Origin of the sequence: Lysobacter sp. Root983 (genome assembly GCF_001429345.1) — a bacterium.
In the GTDB taxonomy this organism is placed as follows: Bacteria; Pseudomonadota; Gammaproteobacteria; order Xanthomonadales; family Xanthomonadaceae; genus Lysobacter.
On record NZ_LMJO01000012.1, the window covers coordinates 494,702 to 518,413 of the forward strand.

The window sequence follows — 23,712 nt, forward strand, 5'->3', positions numbered from 1 at the left end:
TGGCGACGGCGCCAGATCGCTCCGTCGCGCTTTTCCGATCCCCTATTCCCTATTCCCGATTCCCGGCCTCAATGCCCTCTTACGCCGGTCCTCCCACCACCGCCCGCATTGGTGATGTCGCAGGGACCTTGCGCCTGCTCGCCTATCTGGCGCTGGCCGTGGTGTTGATCGTGCTGGACCACCGAGGCGGCTGGTTGACCCAGGCGCGCCGCCAGGCCGGGGTGATGGTGGCGCCGCTGTGGGCCGTGGCCGGCTGGCCCGGGCGCGTGGCCGAACGCATCCACGACGATGCCGGCACCCTGAGCCAACTCACCGAAGACAACCGCCGCCTGCGCAACGAATTGCTGGTGAACCAGGCGCGCATGGCGCGGCTGCAGACCCTGGTGGCCGACAACACCCGCCTGCGCGGCCTGCTGGAAGCGGCCGAGCGCGGCAACCTGGACGTGGTGCTGGCGCCCATCCTCGACATCGACTTGGACCCCACCCGCCAGCGCCTGGTGCTGGACGCCGGCAGCCGCGACCGCGTGCGCACCGGCCAGAGCGTGATCGATGCCGGCGGTTTGCTCGGCCAGATCATCGGCGTCAATCCCATGCACGCCAACGTGCTGCTGATCACCGACCCCTCGCATGCGGTGCCGGTGGCGGTGGCGCGCAACGGCGTGCGCCTGGTGGTCTACGGCGACGGCCGCAGCGACATCCTGCGCCTGGCCAGCGTGCCGCTGTCCAGCGACGTCAAGGTCGGCGACCAACTGGTGACCTCGGGCCTGGGCGGGCGTTTCCCGCCGGGCTTCCCGGTCGGCACCATCGCCGCGCTGCGCCCCGACGACAGCCGCGCCTTCCTGATCGGCGACGTCAAGCCGGCGGCCAAGCTGGACCGCGGCCGCGAAGTGCTGGTGCTGCTGTCGATGCCGCCGCCGGTGAACGCGGAGGAATTCGATAGCGCGGCCGCGCCGGATGCTGCGCCCGCGGCGACGGGTACGACCGCCGCAGGCACGACGACGGGCGCTGGCGCTTCGGCGCCGGCCAATGCCGCGCCGGTTGGGAGCCCGCCCGCTACCGCGCCCGCCACGACCGCGCCGGCATCGTCGGCGCCCGCCGGCCCGAATCGCGCACCGGCTACCACCGCGCCCGCGAATCGCACGCCTGCCGCCACCCCGCCCAGCGAGCCGCGCCGATGACCCGCACCCGCCAACACTGGGTGCTGCCGGTCAGCCTGATCGTCGCGCTGCTGCTGGGGTTGCTGCCGCTGCCGCTGGCGCTGCAGCCGCTGCGCCCGTACTGGCTGGCGCTGGTGCTGGCCTACTGGGTGATCGAGGATCCCGACCGCGCCGGCCTGGGCTTCGCCTTCGCGATCGGCCTGCTCGGCGATCTGGTCTATGGCGGCCTGTTCGGCGAGCAGGCGCTGCGCCTGGTGGTGATGACCTTCATCCTGCAGCGCTTCCGCGCGCGCCTGCGCTTCTTCCCGCTGTGGCAGCAGGCCTTGTGGGTGGGCGGGTTGATGCTCAACGACCGCATCGTCACCGCCGCGATCCATGTCGCCCTGGGCGAACCGACCCTGCCGGCGACGTTCTGGCTGGCGCCGCTGTCGGGCCTGCTGTTGTGGCCGCTGATCTTCCTGCTGCTCGACGCGCTGCGCCTGGGCACCTGGCGGAGGCGCTGAGCCGTGGGCCCGCGCCGCCGCTGGTTCGGCCCGCACCCGCTGAAGAAGCGGACCTTGAAGAACGCCGCGGCCGAGGCGGACCAGTTCCGCCGCCGCGCCGCGGTCGCGTTCGCGTTCGTGCTGCTGGGCGTGATCGGCCTGGGCTTCTGGTACTACCGCCTGCAGGTGCTGCAGCACGCCGACTACGTCACCCGTTCCGATGCCAACCGCATCAAGCTGCGGCCGGTGGTGCCGGGGCGCGGGCTGATCTACGACCGCAAGGGCCGGATCCTGGCCGACAACGTGCCGGCGTTCCGCATCGACGTGACGCCCAGCGAGGCCGGCAAGACCGAGACCTGGATGCCGTCGCTGGCCAAGCTGATCGCGCTGTCGCCGGATGACATCCAGCGCTTCGAGAACGAGCGCAAGGCCACCCGCGGCTTCAAGCCGATCACGCTCAAGCTGCGCGTGAGCGACGAGGAGGCGGCGCGCTTCTCGGTCGACCGCTGGCGCTACCCCGGCGTGGAGCTGGTGTCCTACCTCAACCGGCGCTATCCCTACGGCGAGGTGCTGTCGCATGTGATCGGCTACGTCGGCCGCATCGACACCAAGGACCTGGAAACGATGGCCGAGGGCAACGCCGCTCTCACCCACGTCGGCAAGACCGGCCTGGAGCGCTATTACGAGGAAGCGCTGCGCGGCAAGGTCGGCTACGAAAAGATCGAGACCAACGTCGACGGCCGCCCGATGGGCCAGGTCGGGCACGTGCCGGCGCAGCCGGGCGCGGACCTGCGCCTGAGCATCGACCTGGACCTGCAACGCGCGATGGTGGCCGCGTTCGGCGATTTCGACGGTTCGGCGGTGGCGGTGGATCCGCGCACCGGCGAAGTCCTGGCCATGGTCAGCCTGCCGGGCTACGACACCAATTTGTTCGTCAACGGCATCTCCAGCGCCGACTACCGCGCGCTGATGGACAACCCCTCGCGGCCGATGTTCAACCGCAACGTGCTCGGCGGCGGTCCGCCGGGCTCGACGGTGAAGCCCCTGATCGGCCTGGCCGGCCTGGACAGCGGCCTGCGCACCGCCGACGACAAGGTGTTCTCGACCGGCGAGTTCCACATCCCGGGCCAGAAGCGCGGTTACCGCGACGCTCACGGCGGCGCCGGCTGGACCGATCTGCGCAAGTCGATCTCGCAGTCGGTGAACTATTACTACTACAAGCTCGCCTACGAGATGGGCATCGCCCGTTTCGAGCAGTACATGCGCAAGTACGGTTTCGGCGGGCCGACCGGCATCGACCTGGCCGGCGAGAACAGCGGCGTGGTGCCGTCGGCGGCGTGGAAGGCCAAGCGCAGCAAGGAAGGCTGGTACCCGGGCGAGACCGTGATCGCGGGCATCGGCCAGGGCTATTGGGTGGCGACCGCGCTGCAGCTGGTGCGCGGCACCGCCGCGATCGCCAACGGCGGCGATCTGCGCCGCCTGCACCTGGTGCGCGAGCGCCGCGACGGTTACGAATCGCCGTGGACGGCGGTGGAACAGCCGGCGCCCAGCCGCATCACCGACAACCCCGCGCATTTGCGCGCGGTCCAGGAAGGCATGGTCGGGACCATGCTGCCCGGCGGCACCGGCGCCAGCCTGGTGCGCGGCGCGCCGTATCAGAGCGCGGGCAAGACCGGTACCGCGCAGAAGATCAGCCGACGCGGCAACGTCAGCATGAACCCGCATTCGCTGCCCTACCACCTGCGCCATCAGGCGCTGTTCGTGGGCTATGCGCCGGCGCAGAACCCGACCATCGCGGTCGCGGTGGTGGTGGAGCACGGCGGCTACGGCGCCAGTTCGGCCGGCCCGATCGCGCGCAAGATTTTCGACGCCTGGCTGCTGGGCAAGATGCCGGAACCGGAGCCCGCCGAGCACAACGCGATTGCGCCGCTGAGCGTGCCGGTCGCGGTGAGCCCCGCGCAGGCCGCGCAGGCGGTGTTGGCCGCGGCCGCTGCGGAAGAGGGCGTGGTCGCCAATACGCCGGCGCCGGTGTCGCCCGCGTTCGCGGTGGGTGAGTTGAGCCCGCAGGCCTTGGCCGCCGAAGCGGCCAAGGGGCATGCGAATGCGCCTACGGTGAGCGCGCAGCGGGGCAGGGCGGCCCTCACGCCGGCGCCTGCGGCATCCGCGGGCTTGCCGCCGCGTGCCGCGCAGGCCGCCGCAGTGCCCGCCAATGGCGCCGCGCCGCCGTCGCGTCAGAACGGTGCGACCCAACCGAATCGGAACGGCGCGACGCCGCCGGGTCGCAACGGCGCTACGCCGCCGGAGCCGCGCCGGTGAGAGTGATCCTGCGTTGGCTGTTCGATCTGATCGCGCGCGCGCTGCGCACCGTCGATCTGCCGCTGCTGGGCGCCCTGTTGGCGCTGATGGCGATCGGCCTGGCGGTGCTGTACAGCGCGGGCGACCATTCCATGCGCATGGTGCTGGCGCAGGGTTCGCGCTTCGGCGCCGGCCTGGTCGCGATGTGGGCGCTGTCGCGGATGCCGACCTCGCAGCTGCGCAACTGGACGCCGCTGATCTACGGCGCTTCGCTGCTGCCGTTGTTGCTGGTGCTGGCGATCGGCACCGGCAAGCACGGCCGCCACTGGATCGACCTCAAGGTCTTCTATTTCCAGCCGGCCGAGCTGCTCAAGCTGAGCCTGCCGATGATGGTGGCCTGGTACCTCAACCGCCAGGCGCTGCCGCCGAAGTTCATGTCGGTGCTGGTGGCGGGCGTGACGATCGCGGTACCGACCCTGCTGATCCTGCTCCAACCCGACTTCGGCACCGCGATGCTGGTCGGCATCAGCGGCGCGTTCGCGCTGTATCTGGCCGGGCTGCCCTGGTGGTGGTTCGGCGCGGCCTTCGGCGGCATCGCCGCGATCGCGCCGGTGGCCTGGTTCTGGCTGCTGCGTCCGTACCAGAAGGACCGCATCCTGACCTTCCTCAACCCCGAGTCCGATCCATTGGGCACGGGCTGGAACATCATCCAGTCCAAGATCGCGATCGGCGCCGGCGGCATGACCGGCAAGGGCTGGCTGCAGGGTTCGCAGTCGCATCTGAACTACCTGCCCGAACACACCACCGACTTCATCTTCGCCGTGCTCAGCGAAGAGTTCGGTTGGCTGGGCGTGGCGGTGGTGCTGAGCCTGTACCTGTTCGTGGTCGGGCGCTGCCTGTGGATCGCGGCGGACGCGCGCGACGGCTATTCGCGCCTGATCGCGGGCGCGCTGGGGTTGGCCTTCTTCGTCTACGTGATCGTCAACGGCGGCATGATCGCCGGCCTGTTGCCGGTGGTGGGCGTGCCGATGCCGCTGCTGAGCTACGGCGGCACCTCGGCCGTCTCGCTGCTGGCGGGCCTGGGCGTGGTGATGGCGGTGCGCGCGCATCGCCCGGTGCATGGCGGGCGCTAGCGCCGGCAGAGCGGCCCTCATCCGCCCTGCGGGCACCTTCTCCCGCATGCGGGAGAAGGGACAGCAAAATTCATCGACCTGCATGCTTTAGCCCCTCTCCCGCTGGCGGGAGAGGGGTTGGGGTGAGGGCCGACGCGAGCGACAAACGCCAACCTCACCCGTCGCCCTCATCCGCCCTGCGGGCACCTTCTCAGCCTTGCACTCCCTTCGGTCGCCGCAGGCGGGAGCAGGGACAGCAATGCCATCGCGTCCTCGCGCCGATTAAGCAACAAAACCTGACTATCGGCCGCGATCTTCACGTATTCACGGTTTTGGCCGCTGTTTTCGCGTGCTAACCTCGCGGCGATGACTCGACGCCCCAACACCGTACGCCGCGCCGCGATTTGCGCGCTCACGCTCGCTCTGGCGGCCTGCGCCACCCAGGCGCCGCCCCCGACCGCCGCCCAGCCCTCGGTGCCCGCGCCAGCCCCGGCCCCGCCGGCGGCCAAGCCCGATCCGCTCGCGCACCTGCCGCCGCCGGTGGTGCCGATGCCGATCGAGCAGGCCCGCGCCGCGTTCGTGCGCGACACCGCCGCCAAGTATTCGATCGACCCGGCCTACATCGAGTCGGTACTGGCCAAGGCGCAGATCCGCGACGGCATCGTCGCGGCGATGTCGCGGCCGGCCGAGGCCAAGCCCTGGCGCGATTACCGCCCGATCTTCATCACCCAAAAGCGCATCGACGGCGGCCGCGCCTTCCTGGCCGAGCACCGCGAGCAGTTGGCGCGGGTCGAGGCCCAGACCGGCGTGCCGGCGGAGATCATCGTCTCCATCCTCGGCGTCGAGACCAGCTTCGGCGGCAACACCGGCAGCTATCCGGTGATAGACGCCCTGTACACCTTGGCATTCGCGTATCCGCGCACCGGCGATCCGGCCAAGGCCGAACGCGAGAACCGCCGCGAGGCCTTCTTCCGCGACGAGCTGGGCCAGTTGTTCGCGATGGGCAAGGAAAACGGGATGGACGTGGCCACCCTGACCGGCAGCTACGCCGGCGCGATGGGCTGGGGCCAGTTCATGCCGTCCAGCTATCGCCAGTACGCGGTCGACGGCGACGGCGACGGCAAGAAGGATCTGTTCACCGATCTCGACGACGTGTTCGCCTCGGTCGCCAACTACTTCGTCAAGAAGGGCGGCTGGGTGCGCGGCGGCCCGATCGTGGTGCGCGCCAACCGCGACGCCAACGCGTTGGACTTCAAGCCCGAGAATCTGGATCCGATCATTCCGCTCAGCGACCTGGCCGTGCGCGGCTACCGTCCGCTGGGCGCGGTCGCGCCGACCGAAACGGCGACGCTGTTGAACCTGGAAGGCGTCGCCGGGCCGGAGTATTGGCTTGGCTTCCGCAACTTCTATGCGATCACCCGCTACAACATCTCCGCCCACTACGCGATGGCGGTGTACCAGTTGTCCGAGGCGATCGCCGGACGGGAGAACCCCTTGGCCACGAACAGCAACGGACAGCCTCCGGCATGAAGCGGCTGATCGCCGCGATCCTGCCCCTGGCCCTGGTGGCCTGCGCTAGCGCCCCCAGGAAACCCGCTTCCCAGTCGGTCGCCTTGCCCGACCGCGACGGCATCCACCGCGCCGGCCTGCCGTCGGCGGGCGGACGCAAGAAATCGCCTTACGCCCCGGCACAGGAAGATCCGCGCACGCGCGGCAACTACACCGCTGGCGGCCTGTACGCGCCGGGCGTGAGCGACAGCACGCCGGACCACGTGCCCGACGTCGATTCGATCCCGGAACCGGAGATCGTGGCCGAGCCGCGCTCGCGCTTCGGCAACCGCTCGCCCTACAGCGTGCTGGGCAAGACCTACCGCGTGCTCGACAACCACGACGACTACGTCGAGACCGGCACCGCCTCCTACTACGGCCAGAAATTCCACGGCCGCCGCACCTCCAACCTGGAGGTGTACGACATGTACGCCTTCACCGCCGCCCACAAGTCGCTGCCGCTGCCCAGCTTCGCGCGCGTGACCAACCTGGACAACGGCAAGTCGGTGACGGTGCGGGTGAACGACCGCGGCCCGTTCCACGACGGTCGCGTGATCGATCTCAGCTACGCCGCCGCGGTCAAGCTGGGCATCACCCAGCGCGGCACCGGCCGGGTCGAGGTGCGCGCGCTGCATCCGGGCGAAGCGCCGCCGCCGGTGTACGCCAGCGCGGCCAACAATCCGCCGCCGCTCGCCGCCGCCAAACCGCCCGCGCCCAGCGCGATGGACCGTCTGGTGTCGGCGATCCCGGTCGCCAGCGCCAGCGCCGGCGAACTGCCGCCGGGTACGCGCATCGCCACCGGCAAGCCGGCGCCGGTGGCCGCCAAGCCGGCCGCGGCCGCGGGCAAGCCCGCGCCGGGCGGCGACTACCGCTTCGACATGCTGCAAAACGGCAAGACCATGACCGCCGACGAGTTCGAGGTCTGGATGAAGTCGCGTCAGGTCCGGGTCGCCACCGGCGAGGCCGTGCGCATCGAGAACGCGCCGCCGCGCAAGCTCAGCCGCGCCGAGCGGCGCGCATTGGAAAAGCGCCAGAAGGCCGAGGCGGTCGCCGCCGCCGCGTTGCCGGCGCCGCCTAAGGCGCCACCGCCGCCGAGCCCGGACAAGGCCGCGACCGTGGTCGCCGCCGCGATCGAGCGCAACGAGGTGCCGCGCGGCCAAGACGTGACCTTGCAGGTCGCCAGTTTCAGCGCGCGCAGCAACGCCGACCGCGCGCTGGGCATGCTCAAGAGCGCCGGCATCGACGAGGCCCGTCTGCTCGACGGCAATGCCAACGGCCAGAAGGTCTGGCGCTTGCGCGTGGGTCCGCTGCAGGCCGCCGCCGCGCCGGAACTTGCCGCGCGCATCGTCGGTCTGGGTTTCGGACAGCCGCAGCGCGTGCGCGACTGAGCGCGCCAGGAGCTACACCTCGCTTCGGACTGGTCCGGAGTGGCGCGGGGCAGGACGTCCCGCCGTCGATCGCGGCCCGGGACGGCCGCATCGAACGCACGGGGAGGGCGCAGGCCCGGCCCCGCCGAACTGGAGCGCCCCGGACGCGCGGCTCCAGCCTAGAATTCCCAGCCCAAGCCGGCACGAGACCGGCTCCCCGGAGTAGTTGAACGATGAAAGCCCGCTTCACCCCTCGCGCCGCCGCGCTTGCCGCGTTCGCCGCGGCCTGCCTGGTCACCACGACCGCCGGCCTGGTCTTCGCGCAGTCGCCCGTCCCGAAGCCCGCCGCGGCCCTGCCGCCGGCCAGCGATTCGCTGCCCGTGCCGCCGCCGCCGGCGATCAAGGCCAGCGCCTGGGTGCTGATGGACGCGGCCAGCGGCAACGTGCTGGCCGGCGAGAACATCGACACCCGCGTCGAGCCGGCCAGCATCACCAAGGTCATGACCAGCTACGTGATCGCCGCCGAGCTCAAGGGCGGCAAGATCAAGGACAGCGACCAGGTGATGATGACCGAGAACGCCTGGCGCAAGGGCGGCGCGGCCACAGACGGCAGCTACTCGGGCTTCGAGGTGAACAAGACCGCGCCCCTGGTGGACATGGAAAAGGGCATGGTGGTGCAGTCCGGCAACGATGCCGCGATCGCCCTGGCCGAGCACGTCGCCGGCAGCGAGGACGCCTTCGCCGCGCTGATGAACCAGTACGCCGCGCGCATCGGCATGAAGAACTCGCACTTCATGAATCCGCACGGCCTGTCGCAGGAAAACCACTACTCCAGCGCGCGCGACCTGGCCCTGCTCGGGCGCGCGCTGATCCACGATTTCCCGGTCGCGTACTCGTACAACAAGATCAAGGAACTCAAGGTCGGTCCGATCCTGCAGTCCAACCGCAACCGCCTGCTGTGGCGCGACCCGTCGGTCGACGGCATCAAGACCGGCCACCATTCCGGCGCCGGCTACTGCCTGATGGGCTCGGCCCTGCGCGGCGACCAGCGCCTGATCTCGGTGGTGATGGGTTCGACCTCCGACGACCAGCGCACCGTCGACAGCCAGGCGCTGCTGAACTGGGGCTTCCGCTTCTACGAAACCCACCGCCTCTACGATGCCGGCAAGTCCATCGCCAAGCAGAAGGTCTGGAAGGGCACCGCCGACGAAGCCCAGCTCGGCGTCGCCGAGCCGCTGCTGGTGACCGTGCCGCGCGGCAAGTACGCCCAGCTCAAGCCCAGCATGGACGTCAACAAGACCCTGGTCGCCCCGATCAAGCAGGGTCAGGCCGTGGGCACCGTCAAGGTCGTACTGGACGGCAAGGTCATCGCCCAGCGCCCGCTGGTCGCGCTCAGCGCGGTCGAAGAGGGCGGCTTCTTCAAGCGCCTGTGGGACGAATTCTGGATGTGGTGGGAGTCGGAGTGATCGACTCGCGCACCGCAACGTAACGAAAAGGCCGGCGCAAGCCGGCTTTTTCGTTACCGCACCGTAGGATGTGGTGAGCGCAGCGAACCGCATCACCCGCGTTGCTCCCCGAAAGCGCGCACCCCAAGATCGCGCGCAATGCCCCAGCCGTCCGCGTAGATTCCATTGCGCACGCAGCGGTGAAAGCTCGAATACGGCCAATCCCGCGCCGCCGCGACCAAGCCGTGCTTCACCGGGTTGTAGTGCACATAGTCGCAATGCGCCGCCAGATCGGCCTCGTCGCGAATCAGGTGATCCCAGAATCGTCGTTGCGAGATTCCGCGCTCCCCGCGTAGATTGCGGCTCGCTGAGCGCGGTTCGCCGCGCGGCAGGCGCCGCGCGAAACCGGCTTTGATCAAGCCCCAGCGCTTGCCGATGTCCAAGTCGCCGGGCGGCAAGGTCCAGACTGCATGTAGATGGTCGGGCAGCACCACCATGGCCACGATCCGGAAAGGGTGGCGTGCCTTGACCGCCGCGACGGTTTTGCGGAGCAGGTCGATTCGCTCGATCAACAGGGCGTTGGCGCCGCGTTGTGCGAGGTTGGCGGTGAAGAACCACGTGGCGCCGGGTGCGGGAGGTCGACAGTAGCCGGTCATGGTCGGGGCGCTGTGTGGGTGAGCCCAGGGTAGCCGTGGCGGCGGGATCGCGGTATCGGGAAAGTGCGCGATCGATCGTGGGGGAAATCTGAGGTGGAGTTGCGTGCGATGCGGTTCGCTACGCTCACCGCATCCTACGGAGGGAGCACGGTGGCGACCGAATCCCGTACCGTCGTCGTTTGCGCGGGTGCGTCGCGATGCGGTTCGTTACGCTCACCGCATCCTACGGCCGGCCGGTGCTCGGTCCGATCCTAGAACCGCGGAAAGTACGGAATCGTCGCCAGCGTCGGCCCGATCGGCATCGTCGCCCGGGTGTTGGAGACGAAGTAGGGGAAGGCGATCGGGCTGAGCCCGCACGGCAGCGGGACCGGAGGCTTGCCGTGCTGCGCTCAGCCGCTTTCTGCAGCAGCGGCGTGAGCCGCGATCGCGATCCCAGCGTCGCGATGCGGCTGCGGACCGGAGTCGTCGCCGCCCGGCATTTCCTGCCGCAGCCGCTCCCGCCAACGTCGCTTCTCGATCCGGCGCACATTCGGCTCCAGGGACAGCCGATCTAGGTAGCGCATCAGCCACAGCAACTCGTCGTCGCCGTCGTTGCGACCCAGGTACTCCTCGACGCGGATCAGATTGCCGTAGTTGTACGCATGCTTGGTCGGCGTGTCGTCCAGCGCGATGATGCGTTCCAGACGATAGCCGCGGCGCTTGAGCTTCTTCAGGCGTTTGCGGCTGAGGTATTCGCCGGTGGTCCAGTCGCGCGTGATCGAGCAACGTTCGCGGGCCCAGACGAAGCTCAGCGACTGGGCCGGGAACAGTTCGGCCACGATCGCATCGGCGTAGCGGCGCCCGGACGAGGTCCACACACCCACCTCGAAGCGGGCCAGGGCATAGGCGATGAACTCCGCCAGATGTGGACGACGGTAGATGTGATAGCCGCAGGCGCGAAAATCGGCCGCGCGATCGAGCTCGGTCGCGCTGGCGTGGAGCAGCGTTTCGTCGAGGTCCAACACGAGCAGATGGGCAGGCGTCATTGAGGAGCCGCCCGCGATGGGCGACGTATCAGGCGGTTCAGGCGAGCCTAGCAAACCGCGGCGCGCGCTACCCAGCCTGGTCGGCCCTCCGGCGCCGCAACGATGCCGAAACGGTCAATCGATCGGTCGGCGTGCCCACAGATGCGGGAAACGCGAGATGTAGCGGCCGAGTGCGACCAACAAGGGCAACCCGAGCGATAGCGTGCCGACGATCCAAACCAGTTGCGGTAGGGCCGACCAGAGTCCGGAGACGGCCCCCACCCTGACCTGGCCCACCAGGATCGTTAATTGCAAGCCGGCCGTGATCAGCATCAGGGGCCATGACACCGCCAGATGGCTGATCCATAGCCAGCGTGGCCCGATGCGCCGCACGCGGATATAGCCGTACATGCCCACCGCGCCCAAGCCCAGCAGCAACGGAAACGTGAACGCGACCAGCCGGTAAGGCGAGGTGGTCGAACCCGTCAGCACCAGCCGCAGCGCCAGCGATCCCAGCACCAGCGCCGTCAGCGCCACCAGCGCGAAGAGCAGCCACCATGCGGTGCTGGGCCGCTGCAGCGCGCCCGGTACGACGATGGCGCTGCGTGGGGCGGCATAAGCTTGTTCGATCGGGTCCATGCGCAGGTCCAGAAGGGTCGGCGCCAGCCTAACAAGCCTCATGCGCGCTTGCCGCAAGCACAGGAGCGCGGCGGCCGGCAGCCGGCGCGAGCGCAATGACCATGCCGCTGGGAATCTGGGTATCCGAGTGCGCGATGCGGCGCTTGGCCCGATCGTCAGAACCGCAGGAAATACGGAATCGCCGCCAGTACCGCCCCGATCAGCACCATCGCCCAGTTGTTGGAGACGAAGTACGGAAAGGCCATCAGGCCCAGCCCGCACAGCAGCGGCACCGGGGCGCCCTGGCGCTTGCCGTACATGAAATAGCCCAGGCCTATCGAGCCGAACAGCAAGCCCCACCACAGCGACGCTGTATTCATCCGACGAGCCTCCCGGAACCGGCCTCAAAGGGCATCCTACGCCTGCTTGGGTTCGGCCCCCTACGGACCCATAATTCGCGCATGGACATTCATTCCGACAATCCCGATCACGGCTTCCAGTTCCCCGGCACCTTCGAGCTCAGCGCCATGGGCACGGCCGAGGCCGGGCTGGAGCGCGAACTGCCGCGTCTGCTGATGGACGCCGGCATCGAGGTCGAGGCCGAAACCATCCAGTGGAAGCACTCCAGCAGCGGTAAATACGTGTCGGTGCGGATCAGCTTCCGCGCCGCCGACCGCGCCCAGTACGACCTGGCTCATCAGGTGCTGCGCGATCATCCGGAAGTGAAGTGGACGCTGTAATCGACGCGGTGGCGGCGGTGCTGGGCGGCGATCGCGGCCCACCGGTGGCGCAGCTGCGCGACCTGGGCCGTCAGCCCTACGAGCCGGTCTGGCGCGCGATGCAGGCCTTCACCGACGCCCGCGATGCCGACACCCCCGACGAGCTGTGGCTGGTCGAGCACGACCCGGTGTTCACCCTGGGCCAGGCCGGCAAGGACGAGCACGTGCTGATGCCGGGCGATATCCCGGTGATCCACGTCGACCGCGGCGGCCAGGTGACCTACCACGGCCCCGGCCAGATCGTGCTGTACCCGCTGCTGGACCTGCGCCGGCTCAAGGTCGGGGTGCGCGAGTACGTGGACCGGATCGAGCAGGCGGTGATCGACACCCTGGCCGAGTGGAACATCGAGGGCGCCCGCAAGGACGGCGCGCCGGGTGTCTACGTGGCCGGGGCCAAGGTCATGGCCCTGGGCATCCGGGTCCGGCGCGGCTGCACTTTCCACGGCCTGGCCTTCAATATCGCCATGGACCTGTCGCCGTATCAGCGCATCAATCCCTGCGGTTACCAGGGGTTGCAGGTGACCTCGGTGGTAGACTTGGGTGGCCCGTCCGGGCTGGACGCGGTCAAGCCGGTGCTGGTGGACCAGCTGGCCCGGCAATTCGGCCTGACGGTGGAAACCGCCGAGCCGTTGAGCTTCTGATTTCCCTGCTTCCGTTCGCGGGAGCACGCTTTACGTCATTAGTTCCGCTAGTGGAACCAATGCTTGATTTCCCTTCTCCCGCATGCGGGAGAAGGTGCCCGAAGGGCGGATGAGGGCGCGCGAATCCGCCAGCCGCCGCGATCGTCGCGGTGCCTGCCCTCACCTCAGCCCTCTTCCCCCAGGAAGAGGGGGCTAAACGACAAGAGTTAACGCAGCGCCATGACCGATCCCGCCTCCAAGACCATCCCGCTCACGGTCGTCAGCGGTGGCGCGCCCGACGCGCCGGCGGTGCTGCAGTCCACCACCATGACCCCGGGCGCCAAGCAGTTGGGCGGCGACAAGATCCAGCGCTCGCCGGTGCAGTTCGTCGACGCGCCGGTGCTGCGCAAGCCGTCCTGGATCCGGGTGCGCATTCCCTCCGGCAATTCGGTCGCCCAGCTCAAGGCCAAGCTGCGCGAGAACCGCCTGGTCACGGTCTGCGAAGAGGCCAGCTGCCCGAACATCCACGAGTGCTTCAGCCACGGCACCGCGACCTTCATGATCCTGGGCGAGGTCTGCACGCGGCGTTGCTCGTTCTGCGACGTCGCCCACGGCCGCCCCAAGCCGCCGGATGCGAGCGAGCCGGCCAACCTGGCCCGCACCGTCGCCGACATGGGCCTGAAGTACGTGGTCATCACCAGCGTCGACCGCGACGACCTGCGCGACGGCGGCGCCCAGCACTTCGTCGACTGCATCAAAGCGGTGCGCAGCGAAAGCCCGCGCACCAAGATCGAGATCCTCACGCCCGACTTCCGCGGCAAGGGCCGCATGGAGCGCGCGCTGGAGATCCTCAACAGCAATCCGCCGGACGTGTTCAATCACAACGTCGAGACCGTGCCGGACCTGTACGGCAACGTGCGTCCGGGCGCCGACTACCAGTGGTCGCTGACCCTGCTGCAGAAGTTCAAGGCCCAGCACCCCGAGGTCGCGACCAAGTCCGGCATCATGCTGGGCCTGGGCGAGACCATGGAGCAGGTCCAGGCCACGCTGCGCGACCTGCGCGCGCACGACGTCGACATGATCACCATCGGCCAGTACCTGCAGCCGACTCCGCACCACCACCCGGTGCTGCGTTACTGGACCCCGGAAGAGTTCAAGGAACTCGAGCTCTACGGCATGGCGCTGGGCTTCACCCATGTCGCCTCCGGCCCGTTGGTGCGCTCGTCCTACCACGCCGACCGTCAGGCCATCGAAGCCGGCTTCGCCGCCGCCTGATCGCGCGGTCCGGCGCTCGGCGCGCCGGGTATGATCGCCGGCGACGATAGGGCGTCGCCATACCCGGCTACCGGCCGGCGCCCGCGGCTTCGCGCCAAAACCTGCTGTCGGCGCACCAAACGCGTGCCGCAGCCGACGGCGACTTCCGACGTTGGCAGCAGCGTCAGCAGGCCCTGGCCGCGCACGCGCGCGGTCCGGTGTCGCTGAACCTGGCCGCGCGCCGCGCCGAACTGGCGCGCCTGGGGCCGCCGCCGCAGGCCGATGCCGAGCTGGCCGAGGCGGCCGCGGTGCTGGCCGACGACGCTGCCGCGCGCTGACCGTCAGCCCCATTCCAGCCCGTCCTGCGTTCATTTCGATGAGCGCCGGCGCGGCCTCGTAACGGTCGTCTAACGCTTCTGCCCGCGAACCTGAACGCCATCCGCCCCCGGATGCCCGAAACCGTTACCGCCGCGCGTGACAGGCACGGCAACTTTCGGCACTGTGGGCTTGTCCAATTCCGCTACATCCTCGACGCCTAGGCCAAGCTCGGCCATGAAGACACCCGCGATGACCGCCAAGACCACTTTGTTCGCCTTCATGCTGACCGCCCCGCTCGCGCTGCTCGCGCGTGCCGATGCGGGCGGCGCCCCGAACGCCCTGACCAACGCGCCGACCGCCGACCAGGCCACCGCCGCCAAGCTGGTCTACGGCGTGTTGTCCGACAGTCGCTACGCCTACCGTCCGCGCGCGCTAGACGATGCGCTGTCGGCGGACATGCACAAGCGCTATCTGGAATCGCTGGACGCGGGCAAGCAGTACTTCACCGCCCAGGACATCGCCAAGTTCGACGCCTACAAGACCAAGCTGGACGACGCCATCCGCGGCGGCGACCTGAGCCCGGCGTACGCGATCTTCGCCACCTTCAAGCAGCGCGTCGACGAACGCGTGAACTACGCACGCGCGCTGCTCAAGCAGGACATCTTCAGCTTCGACGGCAGCGACCGCTTCGAATACGACCGCGAGAAGGCGCCCTGGGCCGCCGACACCGCCGCGCTGGACACGCTGTGGCGGCAGTCGGTGCGCAACGACTGGCTGCGCCTGAAGCTGGCCGGCAAGAAGCCCGAGGACATCCGCAAGACCCTGGACAAGCGTTACCAGAATCTCGCCAAGGGCTTCTCCGAGCTCAAGAGCGAGGACGTGTTCCAGACCTTCGTCAACAGCTACGCCAACGCGATCGATCCGCATACCGACTACTTCACTCCGAAGTCGGCCGACAACTTCAACATGACCATGTCGTTGTCGCTGGAAGGCATCGGCGCGGTGCTGCAGAAGCAGGACGACGTGGTCGCGATCCGCGAGATCGTGCCCGGCGGTCCGGCCGGCAATTCCGGCAAGATCAAGGCCGGCGACCGCGTGGTCGCGGTCGGCCAGGGCGACAGCGGCGCGATGGAAGACGTGATCGGCTGGCGCATCGACGACGTGGTCGCCAAGATCCGCGGCGCCAAGGGCACCAAGGTGCGCCTGGACGTGATCCCGGCCGAGGCCGGCCTGGACAGCAAGCCCAACCGTCTGGTGCTGGTGCGCGACAAGGTGCGTCTGGAAGACCAGGCCGCCAAGTCCGAGATCATCACCATTCCGGCCGCGGGCGACGCTCCGGCCAAGCGCATCGGCGTGATCAAGCTGCCGGGCTTCTATCAGGATTTCGAAGGCCGTCGCAAGAACAACGCCGACTACGCCTCGGCCACGCGCGACGTCAGCAAGCTGCTGACCAAGCTGCGCGCCGACAAGGTCGACGGCGTGGTCCTAGACCTGCGCTACAACGGCGGCGGTTCGCTGGACGAAGCGATCGAGCTCACCGGTCTGTTCATCGACCGCGGTCCGGTGGTGCAGGTGCGCCAGTCGGGCGGCCGCATCGAGGTCAACGGCGACGACGATTCCGGCATCGCCTGGGAAGGTCCGCTAGCGGTGCTGATCAACCGCGGCTCGGCCTCGGCTTCGGAAATCTTCGCCGGCGCGATCCAGGACTACGGCCGCGGCCTGGTCATCGGCGAGACCACCTTCGGCAAGGGCACCGTGCAGAACATGCTGGACCTGGACCGTTGGCCGGCCAACGAAGGCCCGCGCTTCGGTCAGGTCAAGCTGACCATCGCCCAGTTCTTCCGCGTCAGCGGCGGCTCGACCCAGAACAAGGGCGTGGTGCCCGACCTGGCCTTCCCGGCCTCGGTCGACGCCAGCGAGTACGGCGAGAGCACCTACGACAACGCGCTGCCCTGGACCAAGATCGCGCCGGTGCCGCACGTGCGCTACGGCAACTTCGCGCCGCTGCTGCCCAAGCTGTCGGCGCTGCACGACAGCCGCGTCGCCGCCGACAAGGAATTCCAGTGGTGGTCGCAGGACGTGACCGAGTTCCGCACCGAGCGCGCCAAGAAGTCGATCACGCTCAACGAGGCCGAGCGCCGCGCCGAGCGCGACCGCGACGACGCCAAGCGCCGGCAGCGTCAGGCCGAGCGCAAGACCATGGGCCTGGACCTGGATCCGCTGGCCGACGACAACGGCGACGACGGCCTGCAGTCGAGCGAGCGCAACCTGGCCCAGGAAGTGGCGCGCGAGAAGGCCGCCGAGAAGCGTCCTGACCCGCTGCTGCGCGAGTCCGCGACGATCCTGGCCGACGCGGTGCGTCTGCTCAACGACGACCGTCAGCTGTCGGCGCAGGTGCTGCCGACCGCGAACAAGCCGGGGCACTGGGCCGACTGAGCCCGCCGCGACGGCGATGCATCGCGAAGGCGCGCCCCGCAAGGGCGCGCCTTCGTCGTTTCGGGGTCGGTGAACGGCCGCGAAACCCGCACTGACGCGGATGCGGGCGGGGTGCAAGAATCGGATATCGCGCCCGTGCCGGCGGCCCTAACCTGCAGGCCATGAACGCCATGACCCCGATCCGCGATCTCACGCCCCTGGACAAGCTGGACCAGGCCCGCGCCTTGCTCGACGCTGGCGAGCCGACCCTGGCCGATCTGGCCAGCGCCGTCGGCATCAGCGCCTCGCACCTGCAGCGCCGCTTCAGCGCGCGCTTCGGCATAAGCCCGGCCGAGTACCTGGCCCAACGCAAGCTGGGCACGCTGAAGTCGGCGTTGCGCGAAGGCAGCGACGTCAGCGCCGCGCTCTACGACGCCGGTTACGGCTCGCCCTCGCGCGTGTACGAGGGCGGCGCGGCGCGCCTGGGCATGACCCCCGCGCGCTACCGCGCCGGCGGCGCCGGCGAGCAGATTCGCTGGAGCCTGGCGCGTACCGCGCTGGGCACGGCCCTGGTGGCGACCACCGAACGCGGCGTGTGCATGGTGGAGCTGGGCGACGATGCGGCGGCGCTGGAAACCAAGCTGCGCGCCGAGTTCCCGCAGGCCCAACTCGAGCGTGTCGATGCCGGCCGCGACGAGTTCCTGGCGCCGCGCCTGCGTGCGGTCGCCGACACCCTCGAAGGTCAGGCCCATGCGGTGTCGGTGGACCTGCTGGGCACGGCGTTCCAGAAGAAGGTGTGGGACGCGCTGATGAAGATCCCGGCCGGGCAGACCCGCAGTTACGCGCAGGTCGCCGAGGCGATCGGCGCGCCCGGCAGCGCGCGCGCGGTGGCGCGCGCCTGCGCCGGCAACCGTGTCGCTGTGGTGGTGCCCTGCCATCGGGTGGTGCGCGGCGACGGCTCGCTGGGCGGCTACCGCTGGGGTCTGCCGCTCAAGGAAAAGCTGTTGCAGCGCGAACGCGCGGCGTAGCCGGACTGGCGCGGGCAGGGCGATCGCGGTTCACGCCGCTCCCACAGGGAGCAAGTACGACGCGTCCAACCCTGCTTGGGCCTTCTGTGGGAGCGGCGTGAGCCGCGATGGCGTCCCCCGCTCGCCGCCGCAGACACCGCAACTGCTAGCCACCCGGCTACCGCGTCCTGCGCATCCCCAGCCTACTTGCGCCGACGCGTCGCCTTCGGCGCATCGCGCGTCGGCAGCTCCAGACCATGCTTGACCACATCGAACACCAGATGGGTTTCGTAACGCCGGATGTTGCCCTCGTCCAGGAACAGCCGGTCGGCGACCTGGCGGCAATGGGCGACGCCGGTGGTGGCCAGGATCACCAGATAGTCCCACTGCCCGGCCAGCACGTAGCACTGCTGCACTTCGGGGGCGGCGCGCATGCGCGCGTAGAACGCGGCGTGGCGGCTCGCCGATTCGCGCTCCATCGTCACCCACACCGCGGCCAGGGTGCTGCCCAGGGCGATCGGGTCCAGCAGCGCGACCTGGCGCAACAGACCGTGTTTGCGATAGCGGGTGAGGCGGCGCTGCACCGCGCTGGGCGACAGGCCGATCTCGTCGCCGAGCGCGGTCAGGGTGGCCGAGGCGTCGCGCTGCAACAGCCCCAGCAATTTGTGGTCGAGTTCGTCGAGCGCGAGGGGGGCGCGGGCCATGCAAAAATTTTGCGTTCAAGCGGGCGAATTTTCAATCGCCTGTCTGCGCCCGCGGCTAGTCTGAATGGGTCGAATCACCCGAAGAGCCGCATGCAGCGCCTCGCCCCCCACTTGCCCCCAGTCCGCGCCGGCCTCGAGCGCTACGCCGTAAGCGTGGCCGCGCGCGCGGATATCGCCGCCATCCATGCCCTGATCCGCGAGCACGGTCCCAATTCGTGGAACTACCTCGCCGAGCCGGCGCTGTCCCAGCACCTGCGCGCGATCGGCGACGGCGTGGACGCGGTGCTGGCCCGTCTGGACGGGGCGCTGGTGGCGGCGATCACCTACGCCGACAGCGACGACTTCGCCTGCTACCAAAGCGCCGGCCGCGAACGCGCGCGCCACGGCTGCATCGGCGAGGCGGTCGTGCATCGCGACCATCGCGGCGCCGGCCTCGGCGCGCGCCTGCTGCGCGAGGCGATGGCGCAGTTGCGCGCGCGCGGTCTGCGCGAGTGCTATGCCGAACGACACGAAGAGAACGCGGGGTCGGCTGGCATGATGCGCAAGGCCGGCTTCGTCGTCGTCGACACCTTCCACGACCCCGTGCGCCGCAACGTCGGCAGCTGCCGCACCGCGGTCTGCGTGCACCGATCCGACTGACGCCGCTTCTCGCCCGCCACCGATACGCCCCTCTCCCTTCCTTCCCTCGGAATCACCACCGCATGAGCGTCGCATCACCCACCGCAGCAAGACTGGCCCCGGGCGCGATAGCGGTCGCGCTGGCCCTGGCCTCGGTCTACATCCTGTGGGGCTCGACTTATCTCGCCATTCGTTTCGCCTTGGAGAGCTACCCGCCCTTCATCCTCGGCGCGCTGCGCATGTTCATCGCCGGCGCGCTGATGTACGCCGTGCTGCGTTGGCGCGGCGCGACCCCGCCCACGCGCAAGCAATGGCGCACGCTGTGGGTGCTGTCGATCTGGATGGTGCTGCTGTCCAACGGCCTGGTGAACCTGGCCGAGACCGAGGTCGGCTCGGGCCTGGCCGCGATCGCGGTGGCGTCGATGCCGCTGTTCGCGGGCGTGTTCGCGATGCTGCGCGGCCGGCATCCGTCCAGGATCGAATGGATCGGCCTGGTGATCGGTTTCCTCGGCGTGATCTGGCTCAACGCCGGCAGCGCGCTGTCGGGTTCCACCCTGGGGCTGGTCTGCCTGATCGTCGCGCCGATCGCCTGGGCCTGGGGCTCGATCTGGAGCCGCGACCAGGACCTGCCGTCGCCGTTCATGGCCGCCAGCGCGCAGATGCTGACCGGCAGCGTGTGGATGCTGGGCGCGGCCGCGGTCACCGGCGAACGCATGAGCGCGATGCCCAGCGCCGGCGCGACCGGGGCCCTGCTGTACCTGGTGGTGGCCGGTTCGATCTTCGGCTTCACCGCCTACATCTGGCTGCTGCACCACGTGCGTCCGGCGCTGGCCACCAGCTACGCCTACGTCAATCCGCCGATCGCGGTGCTGTTCGGCGCGCTGCTCGCGGGCGAGCGTTTCAGCTCGCACGATCTGGGCGCGATGGCGGTGATCCTGGTCGGCGTGGTCATCATCACCCTGGCCAAGGCGCGCGCCGCGCGCACGCCGGTCGCGCCGGCGCCGAACGAGCCGCCGGCATGAACGCCGCGCAGGCGGAAGGGCGGCGCGGGCTCTGGATCGCGGCCGCCTCGTTCGTGCTGTGGGGGCTGATGCCGCTGTACTGGCACCTGCTCAAGGCGGTGCCCTCGCTGCAAATCGTCGGCCACCGCATCGTCTGGAGCGCGGTCATGGTCGCGGCCTGGCTGTCGTGGAAGCAGGGCGGCGCCTGGCTGCGCGATGTGCTCGCGCAACCGCGCAAAGCGGCGATGCTGGCGCTCAGCGGCGTGCTGATCGCATTCAACTGGGGCCTGTACATCTGGGCGGTCAACGCCGGCCACGTGATCGAAACCAGCCTGGGCTATTTCATCAATCCCTTGGTCAACGTGGTGCTGGGCGTGGCCCTGCTGCACGAGCGCATGAACCGCGTGCAGTGGCTGTCGGTGGCGATGGCCGCGGCCGGCGTGGGCTGGTTGACCTGGCAGTACGGACAGGCGCCGTGGATCGCGATCGGATTGGCGCTGTCGTTCGCCGCCTACGGATTGATCCGCAAACTGGTCGCGGTGGAAGCGGTGACCGGCCTTGGTATCGAAAGCGTCTATCTGTTCCTGCCCGCGTTGGCGGTGTTGCTGTGGGGCGAAAGCCATGGCCAAGGCGGTTTCCTCGACGGCTGGGGCCTGGGCATCGGCTTGATGCTGGTGCTGGCCGGCGCGCTTACCGCGCTACCGCTGATCGGCTTCGCCTATGCGGTGCGGCGGGTGCCGCTGTCGGTGGTCGGCCTGATGCAGTACATCGCGCCGACCCTGCAGTTCCTGATCGGCGTGCTGGTGCTGCACGAGCCTTTCGACCGCTCGCGCCTGATCGGCTTCGTGTTCATCTGGATCGGTTTGCTGATCTTCGCCGGCGAGGGCGTGTGGCGCTCGCGGCGGCAGGCGCTGCCGGCTTAGCGCACGCGAGCCGGGCCGACGCGGCGTCGGGCGCGTGGGCTCATTCGACGTAGTCGATCAGGAAGTAGCCGGCCACGATCAGCAGCAGATAGGCGACGACGAGACTCCAGGTCAGCGAGCGCCGACGCGCGAGGTCGTCGGCGCGCCAGGACCGCTCGCGACGCAGGCCCTGGACACGTTGGCGCTCGTAGGATGAGGCACGGCGTTCGCCCGCATCCTGCGATTCGCGCAGGCGTTGCGCGTAGAGCGCCGCGTCGCGCCCGGCGGGTACGGCCACGTCGACATGCGCCGCTGCACGGGGCGCGGCCGGCGTGGCGCCGCGATCGCGCAGATGCGCGGCGACCTCGTCCAGCGGCATGTCGGGGTTCCAGCCTTCCACGAAGGGCGCCGGATCGGCGCGGCGCAAGGTCACCGCCAGCGTGTAGAGCGTTCGCGCCTCCACGTCGAACAGGCTCAACGGCACCCAGACCAGGCCGAAGTCGGAGCGCGTGGAGCGCATCGGCGGTCTCATCCAGAACGGGGCGCGATAGCGCTCCGGGCGGCGCAGGCACAGCTGCAGGTGGTAGCGCGGCCTCAGTGTGAAGTTCGCCCGCGAGTAGTAGGTGTACAAGTGCAGGCCGACGATGTCGGACCAGACGATCGCGCCGGTGAACACCGTGCTCAGGCCGTGTTCGTTCAGTGTCAGATGGGGGGCGGGCCGCAGGCTGGCGCGCAGCAGGGGCAGGAACGACAGTCCGATCGACGCGAACACCAGAGCCGGCCAGCCGGTGCGCCAATGGCCTTTCAGCAGTTCGGGTACGAACAAGACCAGCATGGCCAGGATAAGAATCGTGCCGACCAGAAACGGTCCGCGTCGAAACCGGCCGCGCAGCTGTCGGACGCGCAGCGCGTGGGTGAGTTCGCGATCGGCTTCCATGCGCGGCGGTCCCGGGGTGTATCGAGTGGCGCCAGCCTAGCCGATCCTCCCGCCGCCGCCGATACCGGCCCGGCGCAAGCGCCTGCGGAACGGCGAACCTGACCCACAAAAACGAACAAGGCGCCGCGAACGGCGCCTCGTCGTGTAACGCATCGGCGCCGCGCTCAGGCCGCGCGCAAGGCCGTGGTCACCGGCAGTCGCGCCGCGCGCAGGGCCGGGAACAGGCCGCCGACCAGGCCGATGCCCAACGCCCACTTCAGGCCGCTCCACAGCAGCTCCGGCGAGACTTTGAACTGGAACACCACCTGGCTGAAGTTGGCGCCCAGGGTGGACACCTGATAGCCATTGAAGATCAGCCAGGCCAGGGCCGCGCCGAGTAGGCCGCCCAGCAGCGCCAGCAGCATGGTTTCCAGCATCACCGCGATCACCACCGGAACGCCGCGGAAGCCCAGCGCGCGCAGGGTCGCGATCTCGCGCGCGCGTCCGGCGACGGCGGCGTACATGGTGTTGAGCGCGCCGAACACCGCGCCGATCGCCATGATGGTGCCGATCACCGTACCCAGGATCTTGATCAGCTTGGTCAGGCCTTCGGATTGCTTGGCGTAGTAATCGTGGGTGGTCTGCACGTCCAGCTTCAGGCGCGGATCGGCGGCCAGCGCGGCCTTGAGCTGCTTGAAGCCGTCCTTGCCGGCCAACTTTACGGTCACCGATTGGAACGCGGTGCGTTGGTAGGTCGAAGCCAGCACTTCGCCGTCCGCCCACAGTTCGGAGTCGTGCGAATCGCCGGCGGCGAAGATGCCGACCACGGTCCAGTTCTGGTTGGCCAGCTCGATCTGTTTGCCGACTTCCAGGCCGCGGAACTGTTTGGCCGCGCCCTGGCCCGCGATCAGCTCGCGCAAGCCCGCGCCGAACTTGCGGCCCTTCACCATCTTGACGTTGGGCCGCAGCGACCAGGCTTCGCTGCCGACGCCGCGCAGCTGCGCATTGGCGTCGCTGCCGTCGCTGACGGTGGGCAGGTTGATCACCTGCGACAGCTCCGGCGAGACCTGGGCGCGGCCGTTGCCGTCCTTGGCGATGCCGGCCAGGGCCGAGATCAGCGGGACCTGGTCGCGGGTGATGACCGAGTTGGTCTCGGCCTGCGAACCGCCGCGCAGGATGATCGCGGTGTCGTCGCTGCCGGTCTGCTTGAGCGTGTTCTGGAAGCCTTCGCCCATCGCCAGCATCGCCACCAGCACGCCGACCACGCCGGCGATGCCGATCACGATCACCGAGGACGCACCCCAGCGCTGCGGCAGGCTGGAGATGCCCACGCCCGCCACGGCCAGCGTCTGTTGGCCGCGCTTGCTCAGGAACAGCCACAGCAGCAGTGCCGCGACGATGGCGAGCACGGCGTACCAGGGCAGGAACACCCACACGCCGAGCGCGGCGAGCAGCAGAACCACGATTCCGGCATTGATCAGGAACTTAATCATC

General features: G+C 69.3%; 21 protein-coding genes and 1 pseudogene. 15 read left to right on the plus strand and 7 right to left on the minus strand.

Features of this window, described 5'->3' with window-relative positions; all coding sequences use genetic code 11:
* Positions 1 to 128 precede the first annotated feature (128 nt).
* From mreC to ASE43_RS09540, 7 genes and pseudogenes are all read left to right on the plus strand, one after another.
* Positions 129 to 1,178: a rod shape-determining protein MreC gene (gene mreC, locus ASE43_RS09510; RefSeq protein ID WP_235567204.1), complete on the plus strand. Its 1,050-nt coding sequence runs from the start codon at positions 129 to 131 to the stop codon at positions 1,176 to 1,178.
* Positions 1,175 to 1,660 carry a rod shape-determining protein MreD gene (gene mreD / locus ASE43_RS09515; protein WP_056178279.1) on the plus strand — a complete coding sequence of 162 codons (486 nt, stop codon included), beginning with the start codon at positions 1,175 to 1,177 and terminating at the stop codon, positions 1,658 to 1,660. Before mreC ends, mreD begins: the two co-directional genes overlap by 4 nt.
* A 39-nt stretch (positions 1,661 to 1,699) precedes the next feature.
* Positions 1,700 to 3,532 (plus strand): annotated as a pseudogene (gene mrdA, locus ASE43_RS09520) (penicillin-binding protein 2); the annotation flags it as partial.
* A 419-nt stretch (positions 3,533 to 3,951) separates the two neighbouring features.
* Positions 3,952 to 5,067, plus strand: coding sequence for a rod shape-determining protein RodA (rodA, locus tag ASE43_RS09525; protein ID WP_057160289.1), 1,116 nt, complete (start codon positions 3,952 to 3,954; stop codon positions 5,065 to 5,067).
* A gap of 345 nt (positions 5,068 to 5,412) precedes the next feature.
* Complete coding sequence (gene mltB / locus ASE43_RS09530; RefSeq protein WP_057160290.1) at positions 5,413 to 6,576, plus strand: lytic murein transglycosylase B; 1,164 nt, start codon at positions 5,413 to 5,415, stop codon at positions 6,574 to 6,576.
* The gene (locus ASE43_RS09535; protein WP_057160291.1) at positions 6,573 to 7,982 is read left to right on the plus strand and encodes a septal ring lytic transglycosylase RlpA family protein; all 1,410 of its coding nucleotides are present in this window, start codon (positions 6,573 to 6,575) and stop codon (positions 7,980 to 7,982) included. Before mltB ends, ASE43_RS09535 begins: the two co-directional genes overlap by 4 nt.
* 212 nt (positions 7,983 to 8,194) lie before the next feature.
* Complete coding sequence (locus ASE43_RS09540; protein WP_056178286.1) at positions 8,195 to 9,427, plus strand: D-alanyl-D-alanine carboxypeptidase family protein; 1,233 nt, start codon at positions 8,195 to 8,197, stop codon at positions 9,425 to 9,427.
* A gap of 92 nt (positions 9,428 to 9,519) precedes the next feature.
* Here ASE43_RS09540 and ASE43_RS09545 read toward each other — a convergent pair whose 3' ends face one another.
* The 4 genes from ASE43_RS09545 to ASE43_RS09560 all read right to left on the minus strand — a co-directional run bounded on the left by ASE43_RS09545 (position 9,520) and on the right by ASE43_RS09560 (position 12,064).
* A complete protein-coding gene (locus ASE43_RS09545) occupies positions 9,520 to 10,062 on the minus strand; it encodes a transposase (protein ID WP_057160292.1) in 543 nt (180 codons plus the stop codon).
* Between the two features lie 389 nt (positions 10,063 to 10,451).
* The gene (locus ASE43_RS09550) at positions 10,452 to 11,087 is read right to left on the minus strand and encodes an HAD family hydrolase (RefSeq protein WP_082607208.1); all 636 of its coding nucleotides are present in this window, start codon (positions 11,085 to 11,087) and stop codon (positions 10,452 to 10,454) included.
* Positions 11,088 to 11,201: 114 nt separating this feature from the next.
* Positions 11,202 to 11,705, minus strand: a complete 504-nt coding sequence (locus tag ASE43_RS09555; RefSeq protein ID WP_057160293.1) for a hypothetical protein — start codon at positions 11,703 to 11,705, stop codon at positions 11,202 to 11,204.
* Positions 11,706 to 11,860: 155 nt separating this feature from the next.
* A complete protein-coding gene (locus tag ASE43_RS09560) occupies positions 11,861 to 12,064 on the minus strand; it encodes a hypothetical protein (RefSeq protein WP_056178292.1) in 204 nt (67 codons plus the stop codon).
* 81 nt (positions 12,065 to 12,145) lie between these two features.
* Here ASE43_RS09560 and ASE43_RS09565 point away from each other — a divergent pair, with 81 nt between their 5' ends.
* The 5 genes from ASE43_RS09565 (at position 12,146) to ASE43_RS09585 (ending at position 18,098) form a co-directional block, all read left to right on the plus strand.
* A complete protein-coding gene (locus ASE43_RS09565) occupies positions 12,146 to 12,424 on the plus strand; it encodes a DUF493 family protein (protein ID WP_056178294.1) in 279 nt (92 codons plus the stop codon).
* The gene (gene lipB / locus ASE43_RS09570) at positions 12,424 to 13,104 is read left to right on the plus strand and encodes a lipoyl(octanoyl) transferase LipB (protein ID WP_157489390.1); all 681 of its coding nucleotides are present in this window, start codon (positions 12,424 to 12,426) and stop codon (positions 13,102 to 13,104) included. Before ASE43_RS09565 ends, lipB begins: the two co-directional genes overlap by 1 nt.
* Before the next feature lie 219 nt (positions 13,105 to 13,323).
* The gene (gene lipA / locus ASE43_RS09575; protein ID WP_056178299.1) at positions 13,324 to 14,358 is read left to right on the plus strand and encodes a lipoyl synthase; all 1,035 of its coding nucleotides are present in this window, start codon (positions 13,324 to 13,326) and stop codon (positions 14,356 to 14,358) included.
* A gap of 546 nt (positions 14,359 to 14,904) precedes the next feature.
* Positions 14,905 to 17,091: a carboxy terminal-processing peptidase gene (locus ASE43_RS09580; RefSeq protein WP_157489391.1), complete on the plus strand. Its 2,187-nt coding sequence runs from the start codon at positions 14,905 to 14,907 to the stop codon at positions 17,089 to 17,091.
* A 161-nt stretch (positions 17,092 to 17,252) separates the two neighbouring features.
* Entirely contained in the window at positions 17,253 to 18,098 is an 846-nt protein-coding gene (locus ASE43_RS09585) for a methylated-DNA--[protein]-cysteine S-methyltransferase (RefSeq protein ID WP_235568682.1), read from the plus strand.
* 182 nt (positions 18,099 to 18,280) lie between these two features.
* On the opposite strand, the gene ASE43_RS09590 is transcribed toward ASE43_RS09585, so the two are convergent.
* Positions 18,281 to 18,781: an Lrp/AsnC family transcriptional regulator gene (locus ASE43_RS09590; protein WP_056178304.1), complete on the minus strand. Its 501-nt coding sequence runs from the start codon at positions 18,779 to 18,781 to the stop codon at positions 18,281 to 18,283.
* Between the two features lie 90 nt (positions 18,782 to 18,871).
* Here ASE43_RS09590 and ASE43_RS09595 point away from each other — a divergent pair, with 90 nt between their 5' ends.
* The 3 genes from ASE43_RS09595 to rarD all read left to right on the plus strand — a co-directional run bounded on the left by ASE43_RS09595 (position 18,872) and on the right by rarD (position 21,323).
* The gene (locus ASE43_RS09595; protein WP_082607209.1) at positions 18,872 to 19,420 is read left to right on the plus strand and encodes a GNAT family N-acetyltransferase; all 549 of its coding nucleotides are present in this window, start codon (positions 18,872 to 18,874) and stop codon (positions 19,418 to 19,420) included.
* A gap of 62 nt (positions 19,421 to 19,482) precedes the next feature.
* Positions 19,483 to 20,421, plus strand: a complete 939-nt coding sequence (yedA, locus tag ASE43_RS09600; RefSeq protein ID WP_057160295.1) for a drug/metabolite exporter YedA — start codon at positions 19,483 to 19,485, stop codon at positions 20,419 to 20,421.
* Positions 20,418 to 21,323, plus strand: coding sequence for an EamA family transporter RarD (gene rarD, locus ASE43_RS09605; RefSeq protein ID WP_057160296.1), 906 nt, complete (start codon positions 20,418 to 20,420; stop codon positions 21,321 to 21,323). Before yedA ends, rarD begins: the two co-directional genes overlap by 4 nt.
* 40 nt (positions 21,324 to 21,363) lie before the next feature.
* Here rarD and ASE43_RS09610 read toward each other — a convergent pair whose 3' ends face one another.
* Together ASE43_RS09610 and ASE43_RS09615 are read right to left on the minus strand one after the other, a co-directional pair.
* Positions 21,364 to 22,239: a hypothetical protein gene (locus ASE43_RS09610; RefSeq protein ID WP_057160297.1), complete on the minus strand. Its 876-nt coding sequence runs from the start codon at positions 22,237 to 22,239 to the stop codon at positions 21,364 to 21,366.
* A 164-nt stretch (positions 22,240 to 22,403) separates the two neighbouring features.
* Positions 22,404 to 23,711, minus strand: a complete 1,308-nt coding sequence (locus ASE43_RS09615; RefSeq protein ID WP_056178313.1) for an ABC transporter permease — start codon at positions 23,709 to 23,711, stop codon at positions 22,404 to 22,406.
* Position 23,712: the final 1 nt, after the last annotated feature.

What these genes read in the sequence shown, in the direction of transcription:
- mreD (WP_056178279.1), top strand. Translation starts at nt 1,175, where the DNA reads ATGACCCGCACCCGCCAACACTGGGTGCTGCCGGTCAGCCTGATCGTC.
- mltB (WP_057160290.1), top strand. Translation starts at nt 5,413, where the DNA reads ATGACTCGACGCCCCAACACCGTACGCCGCGCCGCGATTTGCGCGCTC.
- ASE43_RS09535 (WP_057160291.1), top strand. Translation starts at nt 6,573, where the DNA reads ATGAAGCGGCTGATCGCCGCGATCCTGCCCCTGGCCCTGGTGGCCTGC.
- ASE43_RS09540 (WP_056178286.1), top strand. Translation starts at nt 8,195, where the DNA reads ATGAAAGCCCGCTTCACCCCTCGCGCCGCCGCGCTTGCCGCGTTCGCC.
- ASE43_RS09545 (WP_057160292.1), bottom strand. Translation starts at nt 10,062, where the DNA reads ATGACCGGCTACTGTCGACCTCCCGCACCCGGCGCCACGTGGTTCTTC.
- ASE43_RS09550 (WP_082607208.1), bottom strand. Translation starts at nt 11,087, where the DNA reads ATGACGCCTGCCCATCTGCTCGTGTTGGACCTCGACGAAACGCTGCTC.
- ASE43_RS09555 (WP_057160293.1), bottom strand. Translation starts at nt 11,705, where the DNA reads ATGGACCCGATCGAACAAGCTTATGCCGCCCCACGCAGCGCCATCGTC.
- ASE43_RS09560 (WP_056178292.1), bottom strand. Translation starts at nt 12,064, where the DNA reads ATGAATACAGCGTCGCTGTGGTGGGGCTTGCTGTTCGGCTCGATAGGC.
- ASE43_RS09565 (WP_056178294.1), top strand. Translation starts at nt 12,146, where the DNA reads ATGGACATTCATTCCGACAATCCCGATCACGGCTTCCAGTTCCCCGGC.
- lipA (WP_056178299.1), top strand. Translation starts at nt 13,324, where the DNA reads ATGACCGATCCCGCCTCCAAGACCATCCCGCTCACGGTCGTCAGCGGT.
- ASE43_RS09580 (WP_157489391.1), top strand. Translation starts at nt 14,905, where the DNA reads ATGACCGCCAAGACCACTTTGTTCGCCTTCATGCTGACCGCCCCGCTC.
- ASE43_RS09585 (WP_235568682.1), top strand. Translation starts at nt 17,253, where the DNA reads ATGAACGCCATGACCCCGATCCGCGATCTCACGCCCCTGGACAAGCTG.
- ASE43_RS09590 (WP_056178304.1), bottom strand. Translation starts at nt 18,781, where the DNA reads ATGGCCCGCGCCCCCCTCGCGCTCGACGAACTCGACCACAAATTGCTG.
- ASE43_RS09595 (WP_082607209.1), top strand. Translation starts at nt 18,872, where the DNA reads ATGCAGCGCCTCGCCCCCCACTTGCCCCCAGTCCGCGCCGGCCTCGAG.
- yedA (WP_057160295.1), top strand. Translation starts at nt 19,483, where the DNA reads ATGAGCGTCGCATCACCCACCGCAGCAAGACTGGCCCCGGGCGCGATA.
- rarD (WP_057160296.1), top strand. Translation starts at nt 20,418, where the DNA reads ATGAACGCCGCGCAGGCGGAAGGGCGGCGCGGGCTCTGGATCGCGGCC.
- ASE43_RS09610 (WP_057160297.1), bottom strand. Translation starts at nt 22,239, where the DNA reads ATGGAAGCCGATCGCGAACTCACCCACGCGCTGCGCGTCCGACAGCTG.
- ASE43_RS09615 (WP_056178313.1), bottom strand. Translation starts at nt 23,711, where the DNA reads ATGATTAAGTTCCTGATCAATGCCGGAATCGTGGTTCTGCTGCTCGCC.